This window comes from Maricaulis maris, from assembly GCF_003634045.1.
Lineage (GTDB): Bacteria > Pseudomonadota > Alphaproteobacteria > Caulobacterales > Maricaulaceae > Maricaulis > Maricaulis maris.
On sequence record NZ_RBIM01000001.1, the window covers coordinates 385,525 to 406,507 of the forward strand.

Annotated in this window: 18 protein-coding genes and 1 riboswitch; of the genes, 12 read left to right on the forward strand and 6 right to left on the reverse strand. The window is 61.7% G+C overall.

What is annotated here, in order from left to right:
* Positions 1 to 110: 110 nt before the first annotated feature.
* Positions 111 to 1,643 (forward strand): serine hydrolase, encoded by a 1,533-nt coding sequence (locus C7435_RS01885; RefSeq protein WP_121209805.1) that lies wholly within the window; start codon positions 111 to 113, stop codon positions 1,641 to 1,643.
* Here the strand turns inward: C7435_RS01885 and C7435_RS01890 are convergent.
* Entirely contained in the window at positions 1,628 to 2,137 is a 510-nt protein-coding gene (locus C7435_RS01890; protein ID WP_143742874.1) for a hypothetical protein, read from the reverse strand. The genes C7435_RS01885 and C7435_RS01890 overlap by 16 nt on opposite strands.
* Before the next feature lie 110 nt (positions 2,138 to 2,247).
* Positions 2,248 to 2,350: riboswitch (TPP riboswitch) on the forward strand.
* Between C7435_RS01890 and C7435_RS01895 the strand changes: the two genes are divergently transcribed.
* From C7435_RS01895 to thiC, 4 genes are all read left to right on the forward strand, one after another.
* The gene (locus C7435_RS01895) at positions 2,345 to 2,710 is read left to right on the forward strand and encodes an MmcQ/YjbR family DNA-binding protein (protein ID WP_075188831.1); all 366 of its coding nucleotides are present in this window, start codon (positions 2,345 to 2,347) and stop codon (positions 2,708 to 2,710) included. Its footprint overlaps the riboswitch before it by 6 nt.
* Positions 2,707 to 3,552 carry an MBL fold metallo-hydrolase gene (locus tag C7435_RS01900; RefSeq protein ID WP_121209806.1) on the forward strand — a complete coding sequence of 282 codons (846 nt, stop codon included), beginning with the start codon at positions 2,707 to 2,709 and terminating at the stop codon, positions 3,550 to 3,552. The genes C7435_RS01895 and C7435_RS01900 overlap by 4 nt, the downstream gene beginning before the upstream one ends.
* Positions 3,545 to 4,075 (forward strand): hypothetical protein, encoded by a 531-nt coding sequence (locus tag C7435_RS01905; RefSeq protein ID WP_121209807.1) that lies wholly within the window; start codon positions 3,545 to 3,547, stop codon positions 4,073 to 4,075. Before C7435_RS01900 ends, C7435_RS01905 begins: the two co-directional genes overlap by 8 nt.
* Entirely contained in the window at positions 4,072 to 6,018 is a 1,947-nt protein-coding gene (gene thiC, locus C7435_RS01910; RefSeq protein ID WP_121209808.1) for a phosphomethylpyrimidine synthase ThiC, read from the forward strand. Before C7435_RS01905 ends, thiC begins: the two co-directional genes overlap by 4 nt.
* 57 nt (positions 6,019 to 6,075) lie before the next feature.
* Here thiC and C7435_RS16910 read toward each other — a convergent pair whose 3' ends face one another.
* Positions 6,076 to 6,831, reverse strand: a complete 756-nt coding sequence (locus C7435_RS16910; RefSeq protein ID WP_147422602.1) for a hypothetical protein — start codon at positions 6,829 to 6,831, stop codon at positions 6,076 to 6,078.
* Positions 6,832 to 6,842: 11 nt separating this feature from the next.
* Positions 6,843 to 7,787, reverse strand: coding sequence for a HipA domain-containing protein (locus tag C7435_RS01915; RefSeq protein ID WP_121209809.1), 945 nt, complete (start codon positions 7,785 to 7,787; stop codon positions 6,843 to 6,845).
* 308 nt (positions 7,788 to 8,095) lie between these two features.
* On the opposite strand from C7435_RS01915, the gene C7435_RS01920 reads away from it, so the two are divergent.
* The 4 genes from C7435_RS01920 (at position 8,096) to C7435_RS01935 (ending at position 13,121) form a co-directional block, all read left to right on the forward strand.
* A complete protein-coding gene (locus C7435_RS01920; RefSeq protein ID WP_121209810.1) occupies positions 8,096 to 8,695 on the forward strand; it encodes a hypothetical protein in 600 nt (199 codons plus the stop codon).
* Between the two features lie 869 nt (positions 8,696 to 9,564).
* Entirely contained in the window at positions 9,565 to 11,346 is a 1,782-nt protein-coding gene (locus C7435_RS01925) for an ABC transporter ATP-binding protein (RefSeq protein ID WP_121209811.1), read from the forward strand.
* A gap of 101 nt (positions 11,347 to 11,447) precedes the next feature.
* Positions 11,448 to 12,284, forward strand: a complete 837-nt coding sequence (locus tag C7435_RS01930) for a protein disulfide isomerase family protein (protein WP_170150310.1) — start codon at positions 11,448 to 11,450, stop codon at positions 12,282 to 12,284.
* A 15-nt stretch (positions 12,285 to 12,299) separates the two neighbouring features.
* Positions 12,300 to 13,121 (forward strand): PhzF family protein, encoded by an 822-nt coding sequence (locus tag C7435_RS01935; RefSeq protein WP_121209813.1) that lies wholly within the window; start codon positions 12,300 to 12,302, stop codon positions 13,119 to 13,121.
* A gap of 24 nt (positions 13,122 to 13,145) precedes the next feature.
* Here C7435_RS01935 and C7435_RS01940 read toward each other — a convergent pair whose 3' ends face one another.
* A complete protein-coding gene (locus tag C7435_RS01940; RefSeq protein WP_147422603.1) occupies positions 13,146 to 13,616 on the reverse strand; it encodes a hypothetical protein in 471 nt (156 codons plus the stop codon).
* A 207-nt stretch (positions 13,617 to 13,823) separates the two neighbouring features.
* On the opposite strand from C7435_RS01940, the gene C7435_RS01945 reads away from it, so the two are divergent.
* Together C7435_RS01945 and C7435_RS01950 are read left to right on the forward strand one after the other, a co-directional pair.
* The gene (locus C7435_RS01945; protein ID WP_121209815.1) at positions 13,824 to 15,185 is read left to right on the forward strand and encodes a trypsin-like serine peptidase; all 1,362 of its coding nucleotides are present in this window, start codon (positions 13,824 to 13,826) and stop codon (positions 15,183 to 15,185) included.
* A 142-nt stretch (positions 15,186 to 15,327) separates the two neighbouring features.
* Positions 15,328 to 17,430 carry a MarR family transcriptional regulator gene (locus tag C7435_RS01950; protein ID WP_121209816.1) on the forward strand — a complete coding sequence of 701 codons (2,103 nt, stop codon included), beginning with the start codon at positions 15,328 to 15,330 and terminating at the stop codon, positions 17,428 to 17,430.
* Positions 17,431 to 17,647: 217 nt separating this feature from the next.
* On the opposite strand, the gene C7435_RS01955 is transcribed toward C7435_RS01950, so the two are convergent.
* The gene (locus C7435_RS01955; RefSeq protein WP_233350654.1) at positions 17,648 to 18,919 is read right to left on the reverse strand and encodes an alpha/beta hydrolase; all 1,272 of its coding nucleotides are present in this window, start codon (positions 18,917 to 18,919) and stop codon (positions 17,648 to 17,650) included.
* 75 nt (positions 18,920 to 18,994) lie between these two features.
* Between C7435_RS01955 and C7435_RS17075 the strand changes: the two genes are divergently transcribed.
* A complete protein-coding gene (locus C7435_RS17075; RefSeq protein WP_170150311.1) occupies positions 18,995 to 19,663 on the forward strand; it encodes a lysoplasmalogenase in 669 nt (222 codons plus the stop codon).
* A 218-nt stretch (positions 19,664 to 19,881) separates the two neighbouring features.
* Here the strand turns inward: C7435_RS17075 and C7435_RS01965 are convergent, their stop codons facing one another.
* Positions 19,882 to 20,922: a DUF481 domain-containing protein gene (locus tag C7435_RS01965; protein ID WP_121209818.1), complete on the reverse strand. Its 1,041-nt coding sequence runs from the start codon at positions 20,920 to 20,922 to the stop codon at positions 19,882 to 19,884.
* Between the last annotated feature and the right edge of the window lie 61 nt (positions 20,923 to 20,983).

The following is a 20,983-nucleotide window of genomic DNA, read 5'->3' on the forward strand; positions in this document are numbered from 1 at the left end:
ACACAATACGCCCGGCGGTCGGTTACATGCGTTCAAGACCGCAGCGGTCCCGGTCCCTAACCTGCTCGCGAAACCCGGTCACCTTGCGTGGCCCTGACAGGAGAGATTGCATGTTGAAAGCCCTGTGCCTTGCCACGGTCGCCGCGTTGGCGACCACCGTCGGCGCCTCTGCGGAAACGCCGGAAGGGGCGGTCGCCAGTCTGGATGAATTCCTCGATCAATTCCCCGATCTCGGACCGGGCTATGCTGTCGTGGTGGTGACCGCGGATGATGTCCTGATGCGTCGGGTGCAAGGCGTGCGGCGGGCTTCGACCGGGGCGCCGATGACGACCGACACGCCAATCTATATCGCCTCCCAGACCAAGGCCTATATGGGCCTCCTGGCGGCGCGCCTCGATGCCGAAGGTATTTTGCCGCTGGACAGCCATCTGACGGATTACTGGCCGGATCTGCAATTGCCCGATGGGATGGACGCGTCGCAATGGACGCTGCGCGATCTCATCACCCACCAGGTGCCGATCGAAAACGGCTTCATCACCACGATCGAGGCTTATGTCGGCTATCTCGACCCGGCCGACTATCCGCGTCTGATCGCGGAACATTCCGAGGCCCGCGAGACCGGCTTCCAGTACAGCAATCTCGGCTACAACATCTACGGCGCCATCCTTGCGACCGCGACCGGCCGCTCGTGGCAGGACTGGCTCGACCTCTATGTGATCGACCCGCTGGGGATGGACCACACATCGGCCCGTACCTCGGATTTTGCGCTGGATGACCTGTCCTGGTCGCACTACTGGATGGGCGAGCAGGATGGCTGGTACGATATCCGCCCCAAGACCGACGGAATGATGCAGTCCGCCGGCGGGCTGGTGACGTCGGTCGATGACATGGCCGCTTGGTTGCAGCTTCAACTGCGCGGCGAGGGGCCGGAAGGATCCGGCATCACCGCAGAGATGGTGAGCGCCGCCCAGACCGGTTATGTCGCCACCCATTCTGAAGACCGGCGCAACGCCGCCGAGCTTCCCTGTTCGCAATACTCGCTGGGCTGGAATATCTGCGATTTTGAGGGCCATGACTTCTACGTCCATGGTGGCGGATACACCGGCATGCGCACGCAGATGGCCTTCTCGCCGGACCTCGGTGTCGGCGTTGCGGCCTTCTCCAATTCCGACAACATGACCGGCTGGCTGACCAGCCGCACGATCAACATGTATTTCCAGTTCCTCACCGAGCACGAGACGGCGGCGCGCATGCGTCAGATCCGGATCGAGCAATATCCCGAGCGCATCCAGCGCTATCTCGATTACCGCACCGGCAATCTGGCCGAAGTCCGGGCGGAAGAGCGTTGGGGCGGGTGGACGTGGTCTCCGGATGCCGAAACGCTTGTGGCCTATACCGGCACCTGGTCGACGGGCGAGCCCTATCTCGATCTCGATATACGGATCGACGGTGATCAGCTGGTGGTGCACTGGGGCGATCGCCGTGAAGAGCTTGAACCGGCCAGGCCGGACCGTTTCGCAGCCCTGTCGGATCCGTTTGACGAGTTTGACCAGTTTGACTTCGAACGCGATGAGACAGGTGCACTGGCACGACTTGTTTGGGGCGACGACACCTATACCCGCATCGATCAATCCGGGCAGTAGCTGAAGGGCCGCAGTGCCCGCCCGTCCGCGTCGGCGCCGGCTTCGGCAAAGACGCGGACCTCGCCCGGCCGTCCATTGCCACGACGACCGGCCGGGTCGTAACGCCCGGTGACAAGGCGCAGATCGCCGCCTTGCCCGGCGGCCAGCTCGACCACCAGCTCTCCGGTCAATTGCGAGTCGAGGACGCCATCTCGCTCGACCCCGACGGTGAAGGCCGTGCCGCCGCCAAACAGCCAAGGGTTGGACGAGGCCCGCAGGATGAAGCGGCCGGAAACGTCGCTGATCCGGATACCCAGATTGCCGACATTGCGTGAGCGCGCATGCGGGGGTTCGCCGTTCGGCGCCAGATGCAGGTCGAACCGGTTGGCGTCGTCGTCAAGGCAGGCGGGTGAGCCATCGGCGGTGCGCTCGACATAGAGGCCGGGCCGCGGGCCGCTCGCAGTCTCCGGCGCGGCGGCGACCAGTGCCAGTGTGAACAAGGTCGGTGCAATCATGACGGTCTCCTCCATGACGCACTCAAGACAATCGCATTTGAACCGCAGCTGAACAGGGCCGCTGACGCGCTCCGCTTGCCAAATCACCGCGTCCCGTCCACCCTGCGCGCATGAGTTCCAAGGGGTGCCCGCGCATGTTGCGTCCGGGCTGAGACTTCACCCTTAGGACCGGATCCGGGTCATGCCGGCGTCGGGATGGAGCGGGGAATGGACGTCGAAAGCTTCAATACGTTTTGCGGATCACTGCCTCACACCACGCATGTGGTGCAATGGGGCGGCGCCGAAGTGTGGAAGGTGGGCGGCAAGATTTTCGCCGTCGGCGGCTGGAACAAGAATAGCGACAGCTTCGCCGCCAGTTTCAAATGCTCGGCCATGACGTTCGAGATGTACAAGGACGAGCCGGGCGTGCGCCCCGCCCCCTATCTCGCCTCGCGCGGCATGTTGTGGCTGCAATGCTATGACGACAGCACGCTCGACGACGCGGCGCTGGAAGCCTATCTCGCCGAAAGCCATCGGCTGGTGGCCTCCGGTCTGACCAAGAAACTGCAACGCGAACTGGGGTTTATCGAATGAAGACCAAACGCCTTCAAATGGCAGCCACCGGTCTCGCGCTCGCCCTGGCTGCGGCCATGCCCGTCTTCGCCCACCCGTCCGAGGATGACCCGGCGACCGCGCATTTCCTCGCCAATGAAGCGATCCTGGTCACCGCCGGCGAGACGCGCATCCTGTTCGACCCGCTGTTCAGCGTCTCCTATGGCTATCCGCTGGTAGCGCCCGATGTGCGCGCCGCGATCATGGCCGGCACGCCGCCCTTTGACGGGGTCGATGCGGTCTTTGTCAGCCATGTCCATGGCGATCATTTCGACGCGGAAGCCGTCAATGCCTATCTCGCCGCCCATCCCGATGTGATCCTCGTCGGCCCCTGGCAGGCCCGGCTCGACATGCAGGCGGCGGACGGCTGGGACGCGGCCTTCGAGGCGCGCATCCATGCGCTGCCCTTCATCGCCAGCCCGCAGGACCTCGTCCTCGCTGCCGACGGTGTCGAAGACGCCATCCGCGTCGAGACCGTGCACATCCCCCATGCCGGCGGAGCGGGCCGGGCGGGCATCCAGAACATGGCCCACCGCGTGACCCTCAATGGCGAGGCGACCGTTATGCATATGGGCGATGCCACCACCGATAGCGCGATTTACGACACCCACAGCGACCACTTCGCCGCCCGCCGCAGCCAACACGCCTTTCCGCCCTACTGGCTGATCGGCGAGTGGGGCGGCGACACCACGCGCGACCGCCTCAATGCCGACCATGTCACCGGCATCCATCTGGGCAATGCCCATCCCGCCTGGATCGCGCAGAGCGATGAGGATTTCTTCACGCAGGCCGGTGAGGAGCGCGGGATACACCGTCATGAGTGAGATCGAACTGGTCGAGGGCGAGGCCCTGCTCTGGCGCGGTGAGCCTGATTTTACCAAAGCCGAGAAGACGCCGAAATCCTGGCACCATCGCCGGATGGTGCATGTCGCTTGGCTGGTCGGACTGGCGCTCGCGGCGATGGTCGTCTTCTATCTCGGTCATCTCGTCGCGCCGCCATGGCTGCGCAATACGCTCGGCGGCGGGCTGGTGCTGGCTTTCCTGTGCACCCTGCTGGGTTTTGTGAACGCCAGGCCGCGCCCGACCGACCTCGCCACCGAGCCGCCGGTCTTCATTGTCACGGATCGCCGCGTGACCCGGATCGACGGGCCGGATGCCCGCTTCAGCCTCTACGCCCAAGGCCTGGCCGCCGCCCGTTTGGAGCCGAACGGAGAGGTCCATGACCTCTCGCTCTACGGCATGACGGAAGACGCCTTCATCCAATTCACAGCCATTGCCGACGGCCCGGCCGTTGAAAAACTGATCACGTCGACCCTGGTCGCACCGCTCAAGGGAGCTCCCTCATGAACAAGCCCACCCACCAGTCCGAGTTTGAAACGCCGAAAGTCACCACCGGGCCGCTGCCGGGGTCGCGCCGGGTTTATACCTCGCCCAAGGCGGCGCCGGCGCTGAAAGTGCCGCATCGCGAGATCGACTTGCATCCCACCGCCAACGAGCCGCCGGTGCGGGTCTATGACACGTCGGGTCCTTACTCGGATCCGGCGGCGAAGATTGATGTCGAGACCGGCCTGCCGCGGCATCGCCTCGCCTGGTACAAGGACCGCCAGCTGGTTGAATATGAGGGCCGCCCGCTCTCGCCGCTCGATAATGGCGGCGCCACCGGCAAATATCTCGCCCGCGAATTCCCCACCACGCACAAGCCCTTGCGCCGTGCTGTCGAGGCCGACCGGATCGAGTGCGCTTCCTCGCCCTGCGGCATGGACGGGGACACCAGCTGGGACAGCAAGAAAGACCTGCTGACCCAGTATGAATTCGCCCGCGCCGGCATCATCACGCCGGAAATGGTCTATGTCGCCGAGCGCGAGAATCTGGGTCGCAAGACGGCCGTCGAGGGCGCTGCCGAACGCCTCGCCGATGGCGAGAGCTTTGGCGCCGAGATCCCGGAACATGTCACGCCGGAATTCGTGCGCGACGAGATCGCCCGCGGCCGCGCCATCATCCCGGCCAACATCAACCATCCCGAACTCGAGCCGATGATTATCGGCCGCAATTTCCTGACCAAGATCAATGCCAATATCGGCAATAGCGCGGTGGCGTCCTCGGTCGAGGAAGAGGTCGACAAGATGGTCTGGTCGATCCGCTGGGGCGGCGACACGGTGATGGACCTCTCCACCGGCAAGAATATCCACAACACCCGCGAATGGATATTGCGCAACTCGCCCGTCCCGATCGGCACCGTGCCGATCTACCAGGCGCTGGAAAAGGTCAATGGAGTGGCGGAGGATCTTACTTGGGAAGTCTTCCGCGACACTCTTGTAGAGCAGGCCGAGCAGGGCGTCGACTATTTCACCATCCATGCCGGCGTGCGCCTGGCCTATGTGCCGCTCACCGCCGACCGGGTCACCGGCATCGTCTCGCGCGGCGGCTCGATCATGGCGAAATGGTGCCTGGCCCATCACCAAGAGAGCTTCCTCTACACCCATTTCGAGGAGATCTGCGACATCATGCGGGCCTATGATGTCTCCTTCTCGCTGGGCGACGGGCTGCGCCCCGGCTCCATCGCCGACGCCAATGACCGCGCCCAATTTGCCGAGCTGGAAACCCTGGGCGAGCTCACCAAGATCGCCTGGGCCAAGGGCTGTCAGGTCATGATCGAGGGGCCGGGCCATGTCGCCATGCACAAGATCAAGGCCAATATGGACAAGCAATTGAAGGAGTGCCACGAGGCGCCCTTCTATACGCTCGGGCCCCTCACCACCGATATCGCGCCCGGCTATGACCACATCACCAGCGGCATCGGCGCCGCCATGATCGGCTGGTTCGGCTGTGCCATGCTCTGCTATGTCACGCCCAAGGAACACCTGGGCCTGCCCGACCGCGATGACGTCAAGGTCGGCGTGATCACCTACAAGATCGCTGCCCATGCGGGTGACCTGGCGAAGGGCCACCCCGCCGCCAAAATCCGCGACGATGCCCTGTCACGCGCCAGGTTCGAATTCCGCTGGGAAGACCAGTTCAACCTCGCCCTCGACCCGGAAACCGCCCGCGACTTCCACGACAAGACCCTCCCCAAGGAGGCCCACAAGGTCGCCCATTTCTGCTCCATGTGCGGGCCGAAGTTTTGCTCGATGGAGATCACGCGGGAAATCCGGGACCGGTTTGGGAGTGCGCGGGCGCCGAATGCCGTGGAGGCAGAAGCGGGCATGCAGGCCAAGGCCGAGGAGTTCAAGGCGCTGGGCGGGGAGATTTATCTGAGTGAGGATGGGACGGTGAGGGAGCCGATTGATTGAAGGGCTCAACGTGTGAACTGCGTTGAGCCACTAGAGTATCGCACTCAAGGCTGAAGCCTAAGCAGCTTCTAGGTTTCGGCTGGGCCGCACCCTCAGAAATACATACGGACGCGGGCGGTGGGGAGTACCATTCACCCTTAACAAAGAGGCTTCAACCAACCTGTTTGATAACCAATAGAGAACGGACTTGGCTTGGAGGCGATTGATGTACCCTATGTTTTGCGAACCCACTGTTGCTTGAACCGCGTGATCGTCAAAGGGGTTCTCTACGTCGTGATCCAATATAACGCTCTTTCCTTTGAATCCTTCCGGAATATTGCTGATGTAGTGACGAGTTCCTGCAAGTTCCAATATCAAGTCGCAGGACGTCCATTCGGAGCACAAAGGGTCGACCATGGAAAAGCCGTCATTGGGCGAACGTAGCTCAGTAATGCTCATCAACTGAAACGGGGACAGCACCTTACCGCTAGGGATGCAAAAGTTAGCCAGATATTTTTCGTAGTCGGAGCGCTTCGGGTCAGGAAGGCGCCGGAGGAATGCTTTGAGAACTTCTTCTCCATCCCAGCTGCGCCCGGGAGAGAATCGGAATGCAGGGTAACCTACGAATCCTGAAGCGCTCAGCTGCGTAAGCGATCTCCCGCCGTTGCGATCTTGAAGCTCTTCTTCGCCAAAATAGCGGAATGTCGGCGACGGTCTATCAAGGTTGACCATTTCGCCTACCGCCCAACGCGTTCTATTTGGGAAGTTTAGCGGCGCTTCCCAAGCCAAAATTAGCTTTTCAGGCGTCTGAATCCGGTCCAGCAAGTAGGTCACAGACAATTCCCCTAAATCGCACGGAGCAGAGCAAGCTTGGCCTTGATAATGGCAAGAATAAATTCCGCGCGGTAACCTGAGAACCTAGCCGGATGGGCAAACTCACTAGCCCAAGCCACGATTCCCTCAACTTCGGCCTCTTCCAATTGAATCACACGCTGAAAGGTAGCGCCAGCCGTTTCGTAGACAGACAAATATTTCCGGCACAATTCAACGTGATGCGCTCCCGAGTGATCGCCTTCAAGCCAGCCGTAATGGTGCTTTCCACGGTTAACGAATCTGCGAATCGATTCTTCGGACAAGTGCTGCCTCAGGTCCGCGTCTCGAATTCTCCAACCCAAGCTGGACCCATTGTCGAAAGCCGGAGCGAGTTCGTAGCTCACTTCGCCCTGAGGTGAGTGATTGACTAAAAAGCCCCAGTTTTCTGAATGGCGGTCACTATTCGAAATGATTGCATCAAAGGCGATTGTTTCGGCCCACCATCTCCGCCAGTTGGGAATTCGATGGCTTCTAGTCAGGAGTAGGTTGGAGCGTAGACTTCCTCTTTGCAGGTCAATCTCTGAGTCAAAAGCTTGGAATCTATCGATCGCGTGCACAAATCTCCGAGGATTTTCTTCGTCTTGATACCCAAAGAAAAATTCTATCAAGACACCGATTTCATCGGTGCGGGAGTTTATTGCGATGAAAGCTGGCGGCACTGGGACTCCGCATAGTTTGCCCACTTCATACGCAATAGCTTCCGACCAAATCTGGGGGTTTTCGCCATCTACGTTGGGCTTTTTAAAAAGGTAGCGGTGGCCTCCAAGCAAGAACCCAAATGGAGGCGGACTAGGGCAAACTAGTATGTCTTTCGCGCGCTTTCCAACTGGAGGGATCGGGAAGTCCTGGTCGGGCTCCCAGTCCGCAACATCCACTATTTCTGCTGCATGCTGGCGATTTCGTGGGCCAATTGGCATAATTTTCTCAATGCAGCTTCGTTGTCATATTCATGCGTGGCGACCATAAGGCAGCCGAGTTGGTGCGAGGAGGCAAATCTGAATTGCCGAGTGGAAAACAAGGGCACACCGATTCCCTGCATTCCCCCACCTCCCCACAAACCCCATGCCGAGACCCCGCCGTATTGAAGTCCCGCGGTCAAGGGCGGCGGAGCCGCCGCTTCGCGGTTGTCACCCTTGACCGCGGGACTTCAATACGGCCCCTTGCTGGCAAGGGTTTTATGGCTCTGTCCGCGCTGTGGGCGCGACGGCTGACTAGGTGGGGGCGAATGGCGACCAAGGAAGACATTCTCGAACAGGTCGTTGAGGAATACCTGATCCACCAGGGCTATTTCGTACAGCACAATGTGAAATTCCTGCCGCGGCGGGATCATCCGGATTTCGTATCCAATCAGGACAGCAATCACTCTGATATCGATGTGCTGGGCTTCCATCCGGCCAGGCGCGGGCCGGAGCAGGTCGTTGCGGTCAGTTGCAAGAGCTGGCAGCAGGGCTTCAGCCCGGCCAGCGAGATCGCGGCCATTGAGGGCGACAAAACCTTGCGCGGGCGAAAGGCGTGGAAGGCGTTCCGGGAACTGACCGTGCCGAAATGGTCGGAGGCGTTCATCGCTGCGGTTGAAGCGGCGACCGGGCGCCGCGAGTTCACCTATGTCACCGCCATCGCCAAGCTGAGAGGTCCTGCTGAGCCGTGGGAAACCCATCCCGGCTTCCGTGCCGCGCTCGGTGGCAACCCGATCCGCATCCTCACCTTCCAGCAAATGATCCGCGACCTCGCGCCGGACATGTCGACAACGCTCGCGGCAACCGAAGTCGGGCGTTTGCTGCAAATGTTTGCCGCCTCGGGTTTCAACCTCGATCAAACCCGCTGAAGCGCCGCCTTGCCGGCAAGGGTTTCCTGCTGCCCTCCGGCCCAGGCACCGCCTCTCCCCGACCGGGGAGAGGATCAAGGTGAGGGGCGGCCGCGTTGCGGCCAGGGAAGAGTTTGTCCGGCGCGGCTGCCGCCGCGTGCCCCTCATCCGCCCTTCGGGCACCTTCTCCCCGGTTGGGGAGAAGGCGGGCTGTGACGCTGGTCCCAACCCTTATCCCACAGTAGCCGCTTCGTGGTTCCACCCTTGACCCCGCTCATCCCCTGAGGCCCCTTTTGGCTGGCAAGGGGTTTATGGCCCGGTCTGCGCCGGGGCGCGTGAGGTCCTCGCCTTTGATGGGCGAGGTGGCTGGGCGCGTAGCGGCCAGACGGAGTGGGTGCGGGGCGGTCGGTGCCGGAACGCTGCGCGTTTCACCCCTTCCGGCCCTTCGGGCCACCTTCCCCATCGAGGGGAAGGACCTGTCGTGTGTTTTCCGTGCGCCACCATCCGCCCCTCGCTCCGCTCGGCCCCCGTCGACCCGTCGCTTTGCGCCGGCGGACGAAGGGCGCGGCGCGTCAGCGCCGGGGGGCTGCCTGTGCCCCGCTTGCCACACATCTCGCCTCAAACGCGAAACAGGCGCGCCTTCACCTTGCCCTTGCCGCCGGGCCGGGCTACCCAGCGCGTCCCGGATCAATCGGCACAAGAGAGCAGATCCATGCGAACTTTCATCTAGGCAAAACAGGTCGCCGGCGCGCGTCCTGACCCTGAGACCGCTTCGACCGCAACCCGGTCGCCGCCCTCGGGATTCCGCTGCGTCACCGCCTGACTGTCCAGATGATGATGACCATGAGGACGGACCCTGCAGCACCGCTGCCCCCGGGTCCGCTGCTGAGATGTCCGACTTTCAAAACCAAGACGAAACGCCCCGCGCCCGCAATCTCTCCAATATGGAAGTGCTGGCCTATCTGACGCGTCAATGGCGCCGACGCCCGGTCCTTCTGACCGGGATGATCCTGTTCATGGTGCTGGCGACCATTGCCGAATTGCTGATCCCGCTCGCTGCCGGACGGCTGATCGATGCCCTCGCGGCCGGCCCCGACAACGGCACGCCCTGGCCGGCCTTTGCCACCTATCTCGGTGCGGCATTGCTGTATTATGCGCTGCGCCAGTCGGCCTCGCGCTGCGAAGTGCCGTTTTCCTCGGCCAACATGGCCGACCTGACCACCCATGCCTTCGCCCGGGTGCAACGCTTTTCGCTGGACTGGCACGCCAATACTTTCGCCGGCTCGGTGGTGCGCAAGATCACGCGTGGCATGTGGGCCTATGACAATATCACCGTGAACATCTTCATGGGGATTGCGCCTTCGATCGGGGTGATGCTGGGCATTGCCGGCATGATGGCGCTGCGCTGGCCGCTGGTCGGCGGCGTGGTGTTCGCGGTGATGGCCTGTTTCGTGACCTCGTCCCTGCTGCTCAGCCGCTATTATATCCGGCCGCAGAACATTCGCTCCAACGCACTCGACAGCGAGATCGGCGGGGCGCTGGCCGATGCCATTGGCGGCGTCGCGACGGTGAAGAGCTTTGGCGCCGAGGCGCGCGAGGATGCCCGCTTCCACGATCTCACCTGGCGTTGGCGGGCCGAGACCAAGAAGACCTGGCTGCGCTTCGTCAATTCCTGGCTGGTCAATATCGTCACCGATCTGACCATGCAGGCCGCCCTGGTGGGCCTTTTGGTCTGGCAATGGTCGCGCGGTGTGGCCTCGGCCGGTGATGTGGTGGCAGCGCTGACCGCCTACATGATCGTGTCCGGCTATATGCGCCGTTTCGGTGAACAGGTGCAGCAGGTCCAGCGCGGCATGGACGAGATCCAGGACCTGGCGATCTTTGACCTGCAGGAGAGCGATGTCGGCGACCGGGCCGATGCAACCGAGTTCAAGCGCCGTCGCGGGGCCATCCGTTTCGAGGAGGTCGGCTTCACCTATGCCGGTCAGACGCGGCCGCTCTATACCGACTTCTCGCTGGAGATCGATCCGGGCGAGACGGTGGCGCTGGTCGGGCCGACCGGCTCGGGCAAATCGACCTTCGTCAAGCTGGTGCAGCGTCTTTATGACGTGACGGAGGGGGCGGTGCGGATTGACGGTCAGGATGTGCGCGGCGTGACCCAGGACAGCCTGCGCCGCAATGTGGCGCTGGTGCCGCAGGACCCGGCCCTGTTTCACCGCTCGATCGCGGCCAATATCGCCTATGGCGCCCCGGATGCGACGCCGGAGGATATCGTGGCAGCGGCCAAGGCGGCCCATGCCGATGCCTTCATCCAGCGCCTGCCGATGGGTTATGACACGCTGGTCGGCGAGCGCGGGGTGAAACTGTCGGGCGGCGAGCGTCAGCGGGTCGCGATTGCGCGGGCCATCCTCACCGATGCGCCCATTCTCATCCTCGACGAGGCCACCTCCAGCCTCGACAATGAGACCGAGCGCGATGTGCAGGCGGCGATGGAAGCGGTGATGGATGGCCGCACGACCATTCTCATCGCCCACCGCCTGTCGACCATCCGCAATGCCGACCGCATCCTGGTCTTTGAACAGGGCCGGATCGTCGAACAGGGCACGCATGACGAGCTAGCGGCCAATGATGACGGCCTCTATGCCCGGCTGGCAGCCCTGGCGGCGGGCTAGGGTCACAATCGCGAGAACAACAGGCGGGCGCAGCGTGTCCGCCTGTTCGATGGCGCCTGATCATGCTTGACTGGCGACCACACAAATCGAGGACATCCGACATGCGTCTCGCCGTAATCCTTGGCTGCCTGCTGCTGATCATCACACCCGCCGGACTGGCGGATGACGACCATCCCCGTCCCTTTGACGAGAATTTCGCGGCCATGGACGTCGTCGATGCGGCGCTTGCCGAAGCGCTGGCCGAGGACAAGCGGCTCCTGCTCGTGCTGGGCGCCAACTGGTGCCATGACAGCCGCGGCCTGGCGCATCATTTCGAGGATGCCGAGCTCGCCGCCACGCTGGAGGCGCACTATGTCATCCGTTTCATCGATGTCGGCTGGCGCGACCAGAACCACGACATCATGCGCCGTTTCGGGGTCGCCGCGATCTATGCCACGCCGACCGTGCTGGTGATTGATCCGGGTGACGAGACCCTGCTCAACCGGGCCGAACGCAATTTCTGGGGGTCGGCCTATTCGACGCCGATCGAGGAGGCGCGCGCCTGGTTTGTGCGCTGGGCCGATGCCCGTCCGGCGACCGGCGGGCTGGTCGAGAATTCACTGATCTACCAGGCGATGATGATCGAGATCGATATTTTCGAGGAGGAGGAGGGCACGCGCCTGTCCGCCGCCTATCGCGATATCGGTCGCTGGCGGCAGCTGGACGAGGCGGACCGTCCCGACAATTTCCGCGCCCTCGATCGTGAGGTCGAAAACTGGCGCCGCAATCTGCCACGCGACATCGCGCAATTGCGTCAGGAGGCCCGCGCCATGGTGATCGGGGCCCTCAATGCGCGCGCCGGCGGTGATCCTTTCACCGCTGACACTGTGGCTGCGCTGGATGCCGATGATCCCGATCTCGCCCTGCGTTTCCGCCCGCATGCCAGCGACACCTGGTAAGGATCACGGCCGGTCATGACGCGCAGCTTTCCCTATTACGAGCTCCACAGTTTCGCCGTGCCGGGCCGGCCCCACAGCGGCAATCCGGCTGGTGTTGTACTGATGGATGATTTCCTGTCCGACAGCGAGTTGTTGGGCATCGCCAATTCCAACAATCTCTCCGAAACCGCCTTCCTGGTCCCGCGCGGGACAGATTGCTGGCATCTGCGCTGGTTCACGCCGGCCATCGAGGTCGATCTGTGCGGCCATGCGACTTTTGCGGCCGGTGCCGTGGTGCTGGAACAGGGGATGGTGTCGGGCCGGACCGCCAGTTTTGACACCCGTTCGGGCCGGCTGGCCGTGAGCCGCGACAATAAGGGTGACGGCTTTGCCATGGACCTGCCGGCCATCGGCTTTGAAACGACCGGCCGCGCGACCGCGCTGGAGGCTGCGCTCGGTCTCGATACGTCACCGGAAGCGGTGTTCAACGTTACCCGCATCCACGGCGCGCGCTACCAGATGTGGGTGATGGCGGATGAGGCTGCGGTACGCTTGGCCGAGCCGGACCATGGCAAGTTACGTTCGCTGGACACCAATATCATCCTGACCGCGCCAGGCGAGCACTGCGATTTCGTGTCCCGCTTCTTCGCCCCGGCCTCCGGCGTTGACGAGGACCCGGTGACCGGGTCGGCACATTGCACGCTGGCGCCTTATTGGGGCGAGCGGCTCGACAAGCTGCGCCTGTCGGCGCGTCAGATCGGTCCGCGTCCGGGGGCGCTGGACGTCGCGCCCAAAGGCGAGCGCGTGACCTTGTATGGCCACGCGCCGCGCTATCTTGAAGGCCGGATCACGGTCTGAGCGACCACGACGGCGGCGGCTGGATCAGTGACGCAGAGCGCTGCCGCGCCGGGGGTCACGTCGGTCGCGCGGATGGTCGAAACGGTCCGGCCCGAAACGGCGTCCGCGGTATTCGCGCGGATAATGGATGGCGACATCGATCCAGCGCGTCTCGCCGCGATAACCGCGCACATAATAGGCGCCATTGCGGGCGACATAGACCACGCCCGGGCTGGCCGGCTGGGCGGCAATGCCGATATAGCGACGGTCGCGCTCATACCGGTCCGGCTGGTAGGACCAGGCCCGGGGCGGACATTCGATGACGCTGCGGTCGCGAATGTCCTCGCGGCGGTCGAACCGGCTATCGGTGCGGCGGGCATCGATCCGGTCTTCGCGCAGATCGGGGCAGGCGGCGGCATTGAGATGCCAGGTTCCGGCACTGGCCGCACCGGTCGCAGCGACCGATCCGAACAGGGCGAGAAGGGCAATGCCGATACGGGTTTTTGCGGTCTTCATTGGGGTCTCCTTCATGGATCCGGCGGGGGCAGCCGGGATATGATGGGAGCAGTGAGCCAGAATGCGCCTGACTGGCGCTTGAAGCGGCCGTTCAGCTTCCAGTCATCGCGATGAACATTAAATGCATGGCGCTGGATTCAGGGGGCAATCTCGGCTTTGCTGAGGTCTGATGACCGGGCGGTCGGCCCACGGGGAGGGGAAATCATCATGCGCCACATCATCGGGAACCTCGCATCGGTCCGCGCGTCGGCACTTGCACCGGCATGGGTAATGGCATCGATACTGGCATTGGCACTGTCGACGCCCGCCCCGGCACAGGGCGATGCTCCCGAGCTCGCAGGCGGGCCGGATACGCAGCTTGAAGCCGACCGTCTCTCCAGCCGCGAGATCGGCCGCTGGCTGCGCCAGATCGACGTCAAACCGCCCAAGCCCGGCGGCGGCACCTCTCCGGCCTCGACCCGCTATACCGGCAATGACAGCTGCCAATGGGCCAATGATGGCGAGTGCGATGATCCCGGCATCGGCACCGGCGCCTGCCAGGTTGGCACCGACTATTCCGATTGCTGGCGCCTGGTCGAAGGTGTCGAGGACAATACCTGCCGCTGGGCCAATGATGGCGAGTGCGACGAGCCGGGTTTCGGCACCGGCGCCTGCACCCAGGCCACCGATCTCGCCGATTGCGGCGACATCATCCATCTGCGCTTCCGCAATGACAGTTGCGAGACCGCCTTTGACGGCGTCTGCAACGAACCGGGTATCGGCGATGGCGCCTGTGCCGAGCGCACCGACCGCGCCGATTGTTTCGGCCGTGAACGCCCGCTGACCATCAATGATCATTATTTTGGCCGTGACGACCGCGTCTTCCATGACACCGCCACCTTCCCGTGGTCGGTGGTCGGCCAGGTCGATTTCGACACGGGCGGCGCCTGCACCGCGACCCTGATCGGTGATGACATATTGATCACCGCCTCGCATTGCATCGACGATAATGGCCGTCCCAATTCACGCGGCACCTTCCACACCGCCTATGGTCGTCCCGGTGGGGCGCTGTCGGCGCGGGTGATCGATCACATGATCGATCCGGACTGGAATTCGCAGCGCTTTTCCTCCGGCGACGAGATCGACGGGACCGACTGGGCCCTCCTGCGCATTGACCGACCGCTCGGAGCCGAACTCGGCCATGTCGGCGTGCGCGCCCTGGTCGACAGCGGCAGCCGCCGCGACGCGCTGCGCGCCGAGCTCTACCAGGGCGGCTATAGCTGGGATACCGGCGCCCATCTGTCCGGCAATATCGGCTGCCACATGGTGGAAATCTTCAACGACAACACCATGGCGCATGATTGCGACACCACGCGCGGCGACAGCGGCTCGCCCTTCATGGTGCGCGAGGGTGACGCGTATTTCGTGGTCGCGACGGACAGTAATTTCCGCTCCAACCCGAACGGCCCGATGATCTATATCGCTGCCCGCTCGGACCGCTGGATCCCCTATCTGGAGGAGTTTGCGTCAGGCCGTCGCAGCGCAGCCGCCGCCTCGCGCCCGACGAGCGGGGTGAAACCGCCGAAATAGGCGTGCGAATGCAGACGTCACGTCGCTTGCCCCTCGTGCATCCAAAATTGCACCTCCGCACAAAGCTCGCATAGTTTGATTTCTGCCCGCTCCTTTGATCTAGTCACATACAACGACGAACTATCGGGGAGTTTATAGCGCTATGGACGCTCAAAAGTTTTCGCGAATTGCCGAGTCTCTTCGCCAGTATCGCCGGGCCGAACTCAAAGATTTTGGCGAAGATGTATCTGGCCAACCGATCGACCAATTGTACGTCGACCCGTTACCAAGCAATGCTATAGTTTCAACTGTAAAATCCGGCAACACGACCTTTATTCTAGGCCGAAAGGGCACCGGAAAAAGCACCGTCTTTGCCAAGGCGCAGTCTGACATTAGAAAACAAGATGATCTTATTTCCTGCTATATCGACGTTAAAAGTCTGCATGATCTCACAAAACCTGCAGATATTTCATCCAGCGATGAAGTAAATTTGAACCATGGCATCTATCGTACACACCTACTCCGAAAAGCGTTCCTTGGGAGCGTCCTGTCACAGGTTATTAAGGAGCTAAAAGCCGCCAGCCAGGATATGTCGCTATGGGATCGCTGGGCGGGCCGCCAACGGTCTATTGATGAACTGGAGGAGCGTCTGACAAGGATCGAAAAATCCGTCAAGAATGCAAAACTGGAAAATCAAGAACTGCCAATATTACAGCGCATTCAGACACGCTGGCGGGCCCAAACCACCGACGAGCAGACTACAGAAACTTCCGCCTCAGCAAAAATTGTAGCATCGCCGACTTTCCCCCGCGCCGAAGCTCAAGCCGACACCAAAGATTTTGAGAGAACGCTGGATGACAGGGAAATATATGATGAATACTCCCGTATAGTTTTGAGCACTTTTCCTTATGAGGATATTATATCGGAGATTAAAAGCCTTTTGGATGAAAGCTCTCTAAGGAGGCTTATTATTTTCTTCGATGATTTTTCAGAGCTAAGCTTTTTAGACCAAAGGCTTTTTGTTGATATAATTTTGTCTCCACTAAATAATTCAAGCAACGAACTAATAAAACTAAAAGTGGCCGGATACCCAGGTCGTGTTTATTATGGATCTATAGATCCAACAAAAATTGATCGGGTGAATTTAGACTTTTCGAGTCTATATGAGACCACCGACGTGCAGTCAATGGAAAGCGCCGCGATTGATTACACAACCAGACTTATAAAAACTAGATTTTCGGCGTTCGATGCGGAAATAGAAGATTACTTTGACTCGGGAACTCCAATAAGCGAGCACATGCGCACCTTATTTCAAACAACATTCAATGTACCACGACTAATGGGGTCGCTTCTGCAATATTGCTATCTGGATAGAATTTCAAAAAATCAAAAAATAACCCCATCTTCACTTCGATTGGCGGCTCGTAAATACTACGAATCCACACTGAATACATACTTCGACATGCTGAACAAATTTGCATTAGAACCATTTGACAACAAACTCGACCGCCACAATCAAAAAAAGCTCTTAGAGTTTGTAGTAGGAGAGATGCGTAATATAAGAAAAAAAATTGCAGATGGCACTGTCGGCGGATCGTACTTCAATAAACTGAGCGTACAACCTGTAAGCCATTTTTATGTCAGCTCTTCTTTTAGCGATATATTCAACGCTCTTGAAGCCAACTTTTTAGTTTCGAGGTATAAAGACACGCGAGATAAAGATGGACGCTCCGTTACGGTTTTTGCACTTTACTACGGATTAACGGAATTGGAACGTATTGCTTGGGGATACCCAGAGGGACGAGAGTATCGGAACTATTTCGTACAGAGGTGCTTCGACCTTACGACGTCAATTCAATCATTTTTGTCCAGCAAGCAAACTATACGTTGCAACGGATGCAAAACCAGCTTTCCCCTTGAAACGCGTGCTAGTTTAGAGCTTTACAAGTGGAAGTGCCCAGAGTGCGCCGATGGTGTTTGTTCCATTGTGAATATCGCGGATGATTTTTCTGCAGAAATTGACGAAATCAAACAAGATTTACAACTCGAACCAGTTGAGCTTGAGATTTTGAATACGCTACAGGTTGAAAATCGACCGATGGCCGCTGGGGAAATTTCGTCACTTATTGACGTGACCTATCAATTAGTGGGTCGCCGCACGGCAAAACTCCAAGATAAAGGATTTGTGAAAAAGAGTCAGAATAACAACGATAAGAGAGTGCGAAGTGAAATTCTAGAAAAAGCGAGTGATTTATACTTTTCCTGAGCTGGTGAACATTCATACAAATTATGTTTTGACGCGCCTGTAGCCCACCTTAAACCACTTGCCGAGAGATCGCCGTATCCGCTTCTTCGGGTCAAGGGCGGCGCAGCCGCCGCTCCGCGGGCAGGCCCCTTGACCCGAAGAAGCGGATACGGCCCGCTGGCTGACAAGTGATTTAGGGTTCAGATCGCGCGGGCCGCGAGCACATTTCGAGGCTCGCTTACCGCTCTCCCAACAACACCACCAACCCCTCCGCGAGCGCATTGCGCCAGCCGGCGATGTCGTGGCCGCCGGGATAAACCGCCAGTTCGGCCGGATAGCCGTGGGCGAGGAGTGCATCGGTCATGGCGGTATTGGTGTCCAGCATGACATGGCCCTGATTGGTCGAGGTCGCGACGGTCTCGAGGCGCCCGGCTGCGAGGTGGAAGCGCGGGGCATCGACCGGCGCATCGCCGAGCTGCCTTGCCGCCCATTGCGGGGCTTCCCCATCCGGCGCCCAATAGAATGAGCCCGATAGCGAAATCACCCCACCGATCCGGTCGGGCCGGGCCAGCGCGGTCAGGCTGGCTGACAATCCGCGGCGCGAGGCGCCGGCCAGCAGCGTCGTCTCGCGGCGCGGCGCCAGGCCGACCTCGCGGGCGAGCGCCGGCAGGAGTTCATCGGCGATGAAGACGGCCTGGTCGGCATAGGCGTGACCGGCGCTGGCGGCGTCGAGTTGGTCGATCAGCACCAGATGCGTCGACGGGATGGCGCTGCGTTCTGCGAGCCGGACCAGCAGGTCGCTGGCCGGCGCGCGCTGTCCCCACAGGAAGGCATCATAGAGGATCAGCAGCGGCGCATCATCGGGCGCGCCGGGCATGCGATGGACCTGGGTCCGGACCCGGCGCCCGAGCGCCGCACTGTCGATGTCCAGCTGTTGCGCCTCAATCACTTCATCAAAGGCGAGCGGGCGGTGGATATCGGCCGGCGCGGCGCGGTCGAGACGCAACAGGCTTTCCCCGTCCGCCCCGCCGAGGCGGGCCGGATTGGCCGGGTCGGACCAGCGCCGCAGGCCGCTATCGTCCTCGACCAGGAAGGAATAAACCGCCTCGACATCGCGCGGCAGCGACAGGGTCAGCGTCCAGATATCGGCGCCCTCGACACGGCGCAGCGGCAGAGTAAAGTCGGCGATGTAGTCGGTCACCGGCTGGCGGGCATGGGCGGCGTTGACGACACTGTCCAGCCGCACGCTGCGCGTCTGGGGTCCCCCCCGCCAGGCGAAGGTGACCAGGGTCCGCTCGGGATCGTCCGGGTCCGGCGTGCGGCGCGGCAGGCGCGGTTGGGCCAGCGTGCGCCAGGCTTCGTCGCGGGCATGCGGCCGCTCGACCAGCATGGTCTCGATGGCCATGACGAGCGGCGAGCTATCCGGGGTCGGTGTCTGGGCACCGACGCGCGACACTGTTGCCGCGAGCGCAAGCGACACGACCAGAAGACCTGCAATCCCCGTCCGCATCGCCGCTCTGCCCTCGCCCCTTTGCGCGTCCATGCGGGCAGTCTAGCGTGGCTTGGTGGCACGAGGGGAGAGCCGATGACATTGTTCAAGGACGCATGGCCGGACGAGCGCATCTCGCGCCTGATCCTGATCGCCTCGGCCATTTTCGGCCTGGCCTATCTGTTGGACGGGTTTGGCCTTGCGGCACCTTTCCCGGTCAATGTCGTGATCAAGGCCGCCGGAATTGTGTTGCTGGCGGTGTATGCCCTGCGCCAACGCCATCTCGTTCTCGCCGTCGGCCTGGCCCTCGGCGCGGCGGGTGATGTTTTCCTCGCACTCGACGAAAGCGTGCTGCCACTCGGTATCGCCGCCTTTGGCCTCGGTCATCTGGTCTATATCTGGCTGTTCGCCCAATGGCGTATCAAGGCCGGACCGCGCGGCGGCATGAGCCGGATCGCGGCCTTGGTCCTCGCCGTCTTCGGCCTCGTCATGCTGAACTGGCTGCAACCGCATTTCGGCGAGATGCGCGTCTTCGCCTCGGTCTATAACGGCATCATCCTGGTAATGGCCGTGCTCGCCGTGCTCGGCCGCTCCCCAATGCTGGCGATGATCGGCGCACTCCTCTTCGTGGTCTCCGACAGCGTCCTCGCCGTGCGCCTGTTTGCCGGCGAACTCGACTGGGCCGGACCGGTGGTCTGGGTCTGCTACTATCTCGGCCAGGCCGGGATCGCGCTGGGGCTGGCGCGCGCCGCCCCCGAAGCCTAGACGCTTTTCGCGACCAACATTGTCGTCAATGCGCGCCGGGATCAGTTGGAGCGCAACCGTGATCGCCAATACTGACAGTGACATGACGGCCCTGCGGTCGGGCGGCGCGGATCGACGAGAGCGTGTTGGCCAATTTCGGCGTTGGTTTCGGCGGCAGGACTGGCGAGGTTGGCGCGCAGGCGGGTGTTCGTCTGGGTTGGTAGCCTGCCTGGTCCGGCTCAGAAATCGCGGACGATGGAGACGTTGAGGTGGCTGTCGGTTGCCTCGCTGCCGGGCTGCGGTTCGAATTCGTGTTTGATGCGGTAGGCCAGCTCCATGCCCCAATCCCCGGCGATGGCCGTGGTCAGGGCGAAACGCTGGTCGGCGCGTGAAGCCGGGCCGGCGAGCATGGTGGTTTCAGATGCGAAGTCTGTCGCCTCGCTGAGGGCAAAATTGAGGATTGAGCCCATCTCGAAAATCCAGTCGGTCTCGGCATCCCCGTCATCAGGTTGGCGATAGCGCATGCCGGGTCCGGCCCGCAAATCCCAAGCCAGCCCGTCGCTGTCGAAGGGCTGGTGCAGCGCGCCGGCGGTGGCGAAGGCGACGTGCTGGTAGCCGGACAGGCGGTCCTGTTCGTAGGTGCCGCCGACATAATAGCCCCAGGCGTCGATCACATTGCGCTCGCCACGCATTTCGACCAGCCAGTTGTCGCGGGTCACGGCCTCACCGTTCCGGGTGAAATGATAGGCGAACTTGCTGTCGAGACCCCAGCCGCCCTCCAGCTCGCGATCCAGTTCGACGGCGAAATTATAGTCGGTCTGTTCGGTATTGCCGCTGTCGATGGTGACGCCGAAGCGGGCGCGGCCAGACCATTCCTCAGGCTCGATCCAGGCCATCGCTTCGGCCAGTTTCCCGACAGGAGACCAGCCTTCCGGTCCCGGCTCAGCCGGGGCGGGATCGAGCCTGATGACGGCATCATCTGACAGGGGGGGCGCCATGGCGGCGCTGGCTTGCGTCATGGCCGCATCCGGCACCGGCTCACGCCAATCGGCCAGCAGGGCTTCGCGACGGGGTGCAATATCGGCAATAGCGGCCAGCACCTCGGCTTCCCCGCCCTCGGCGACATCGGCGATCAGCTCGACCGTCTTGCGGAAATCCCCGTCACTCTGCTGCCTGTCGGCGGCCCGGATCAGCGTCCGGTAATCTTCAGACAGATCGGCGTGGGCGACCGGAAACAGGCCGCTCGCCGCCGCGATCAGCAGGGCAATCAGATAACGCATGGGCAGTCCTCAACTTGCGCACCATCGTGGCAACGACACGCGCGCAAGTCCAGTCATGCCC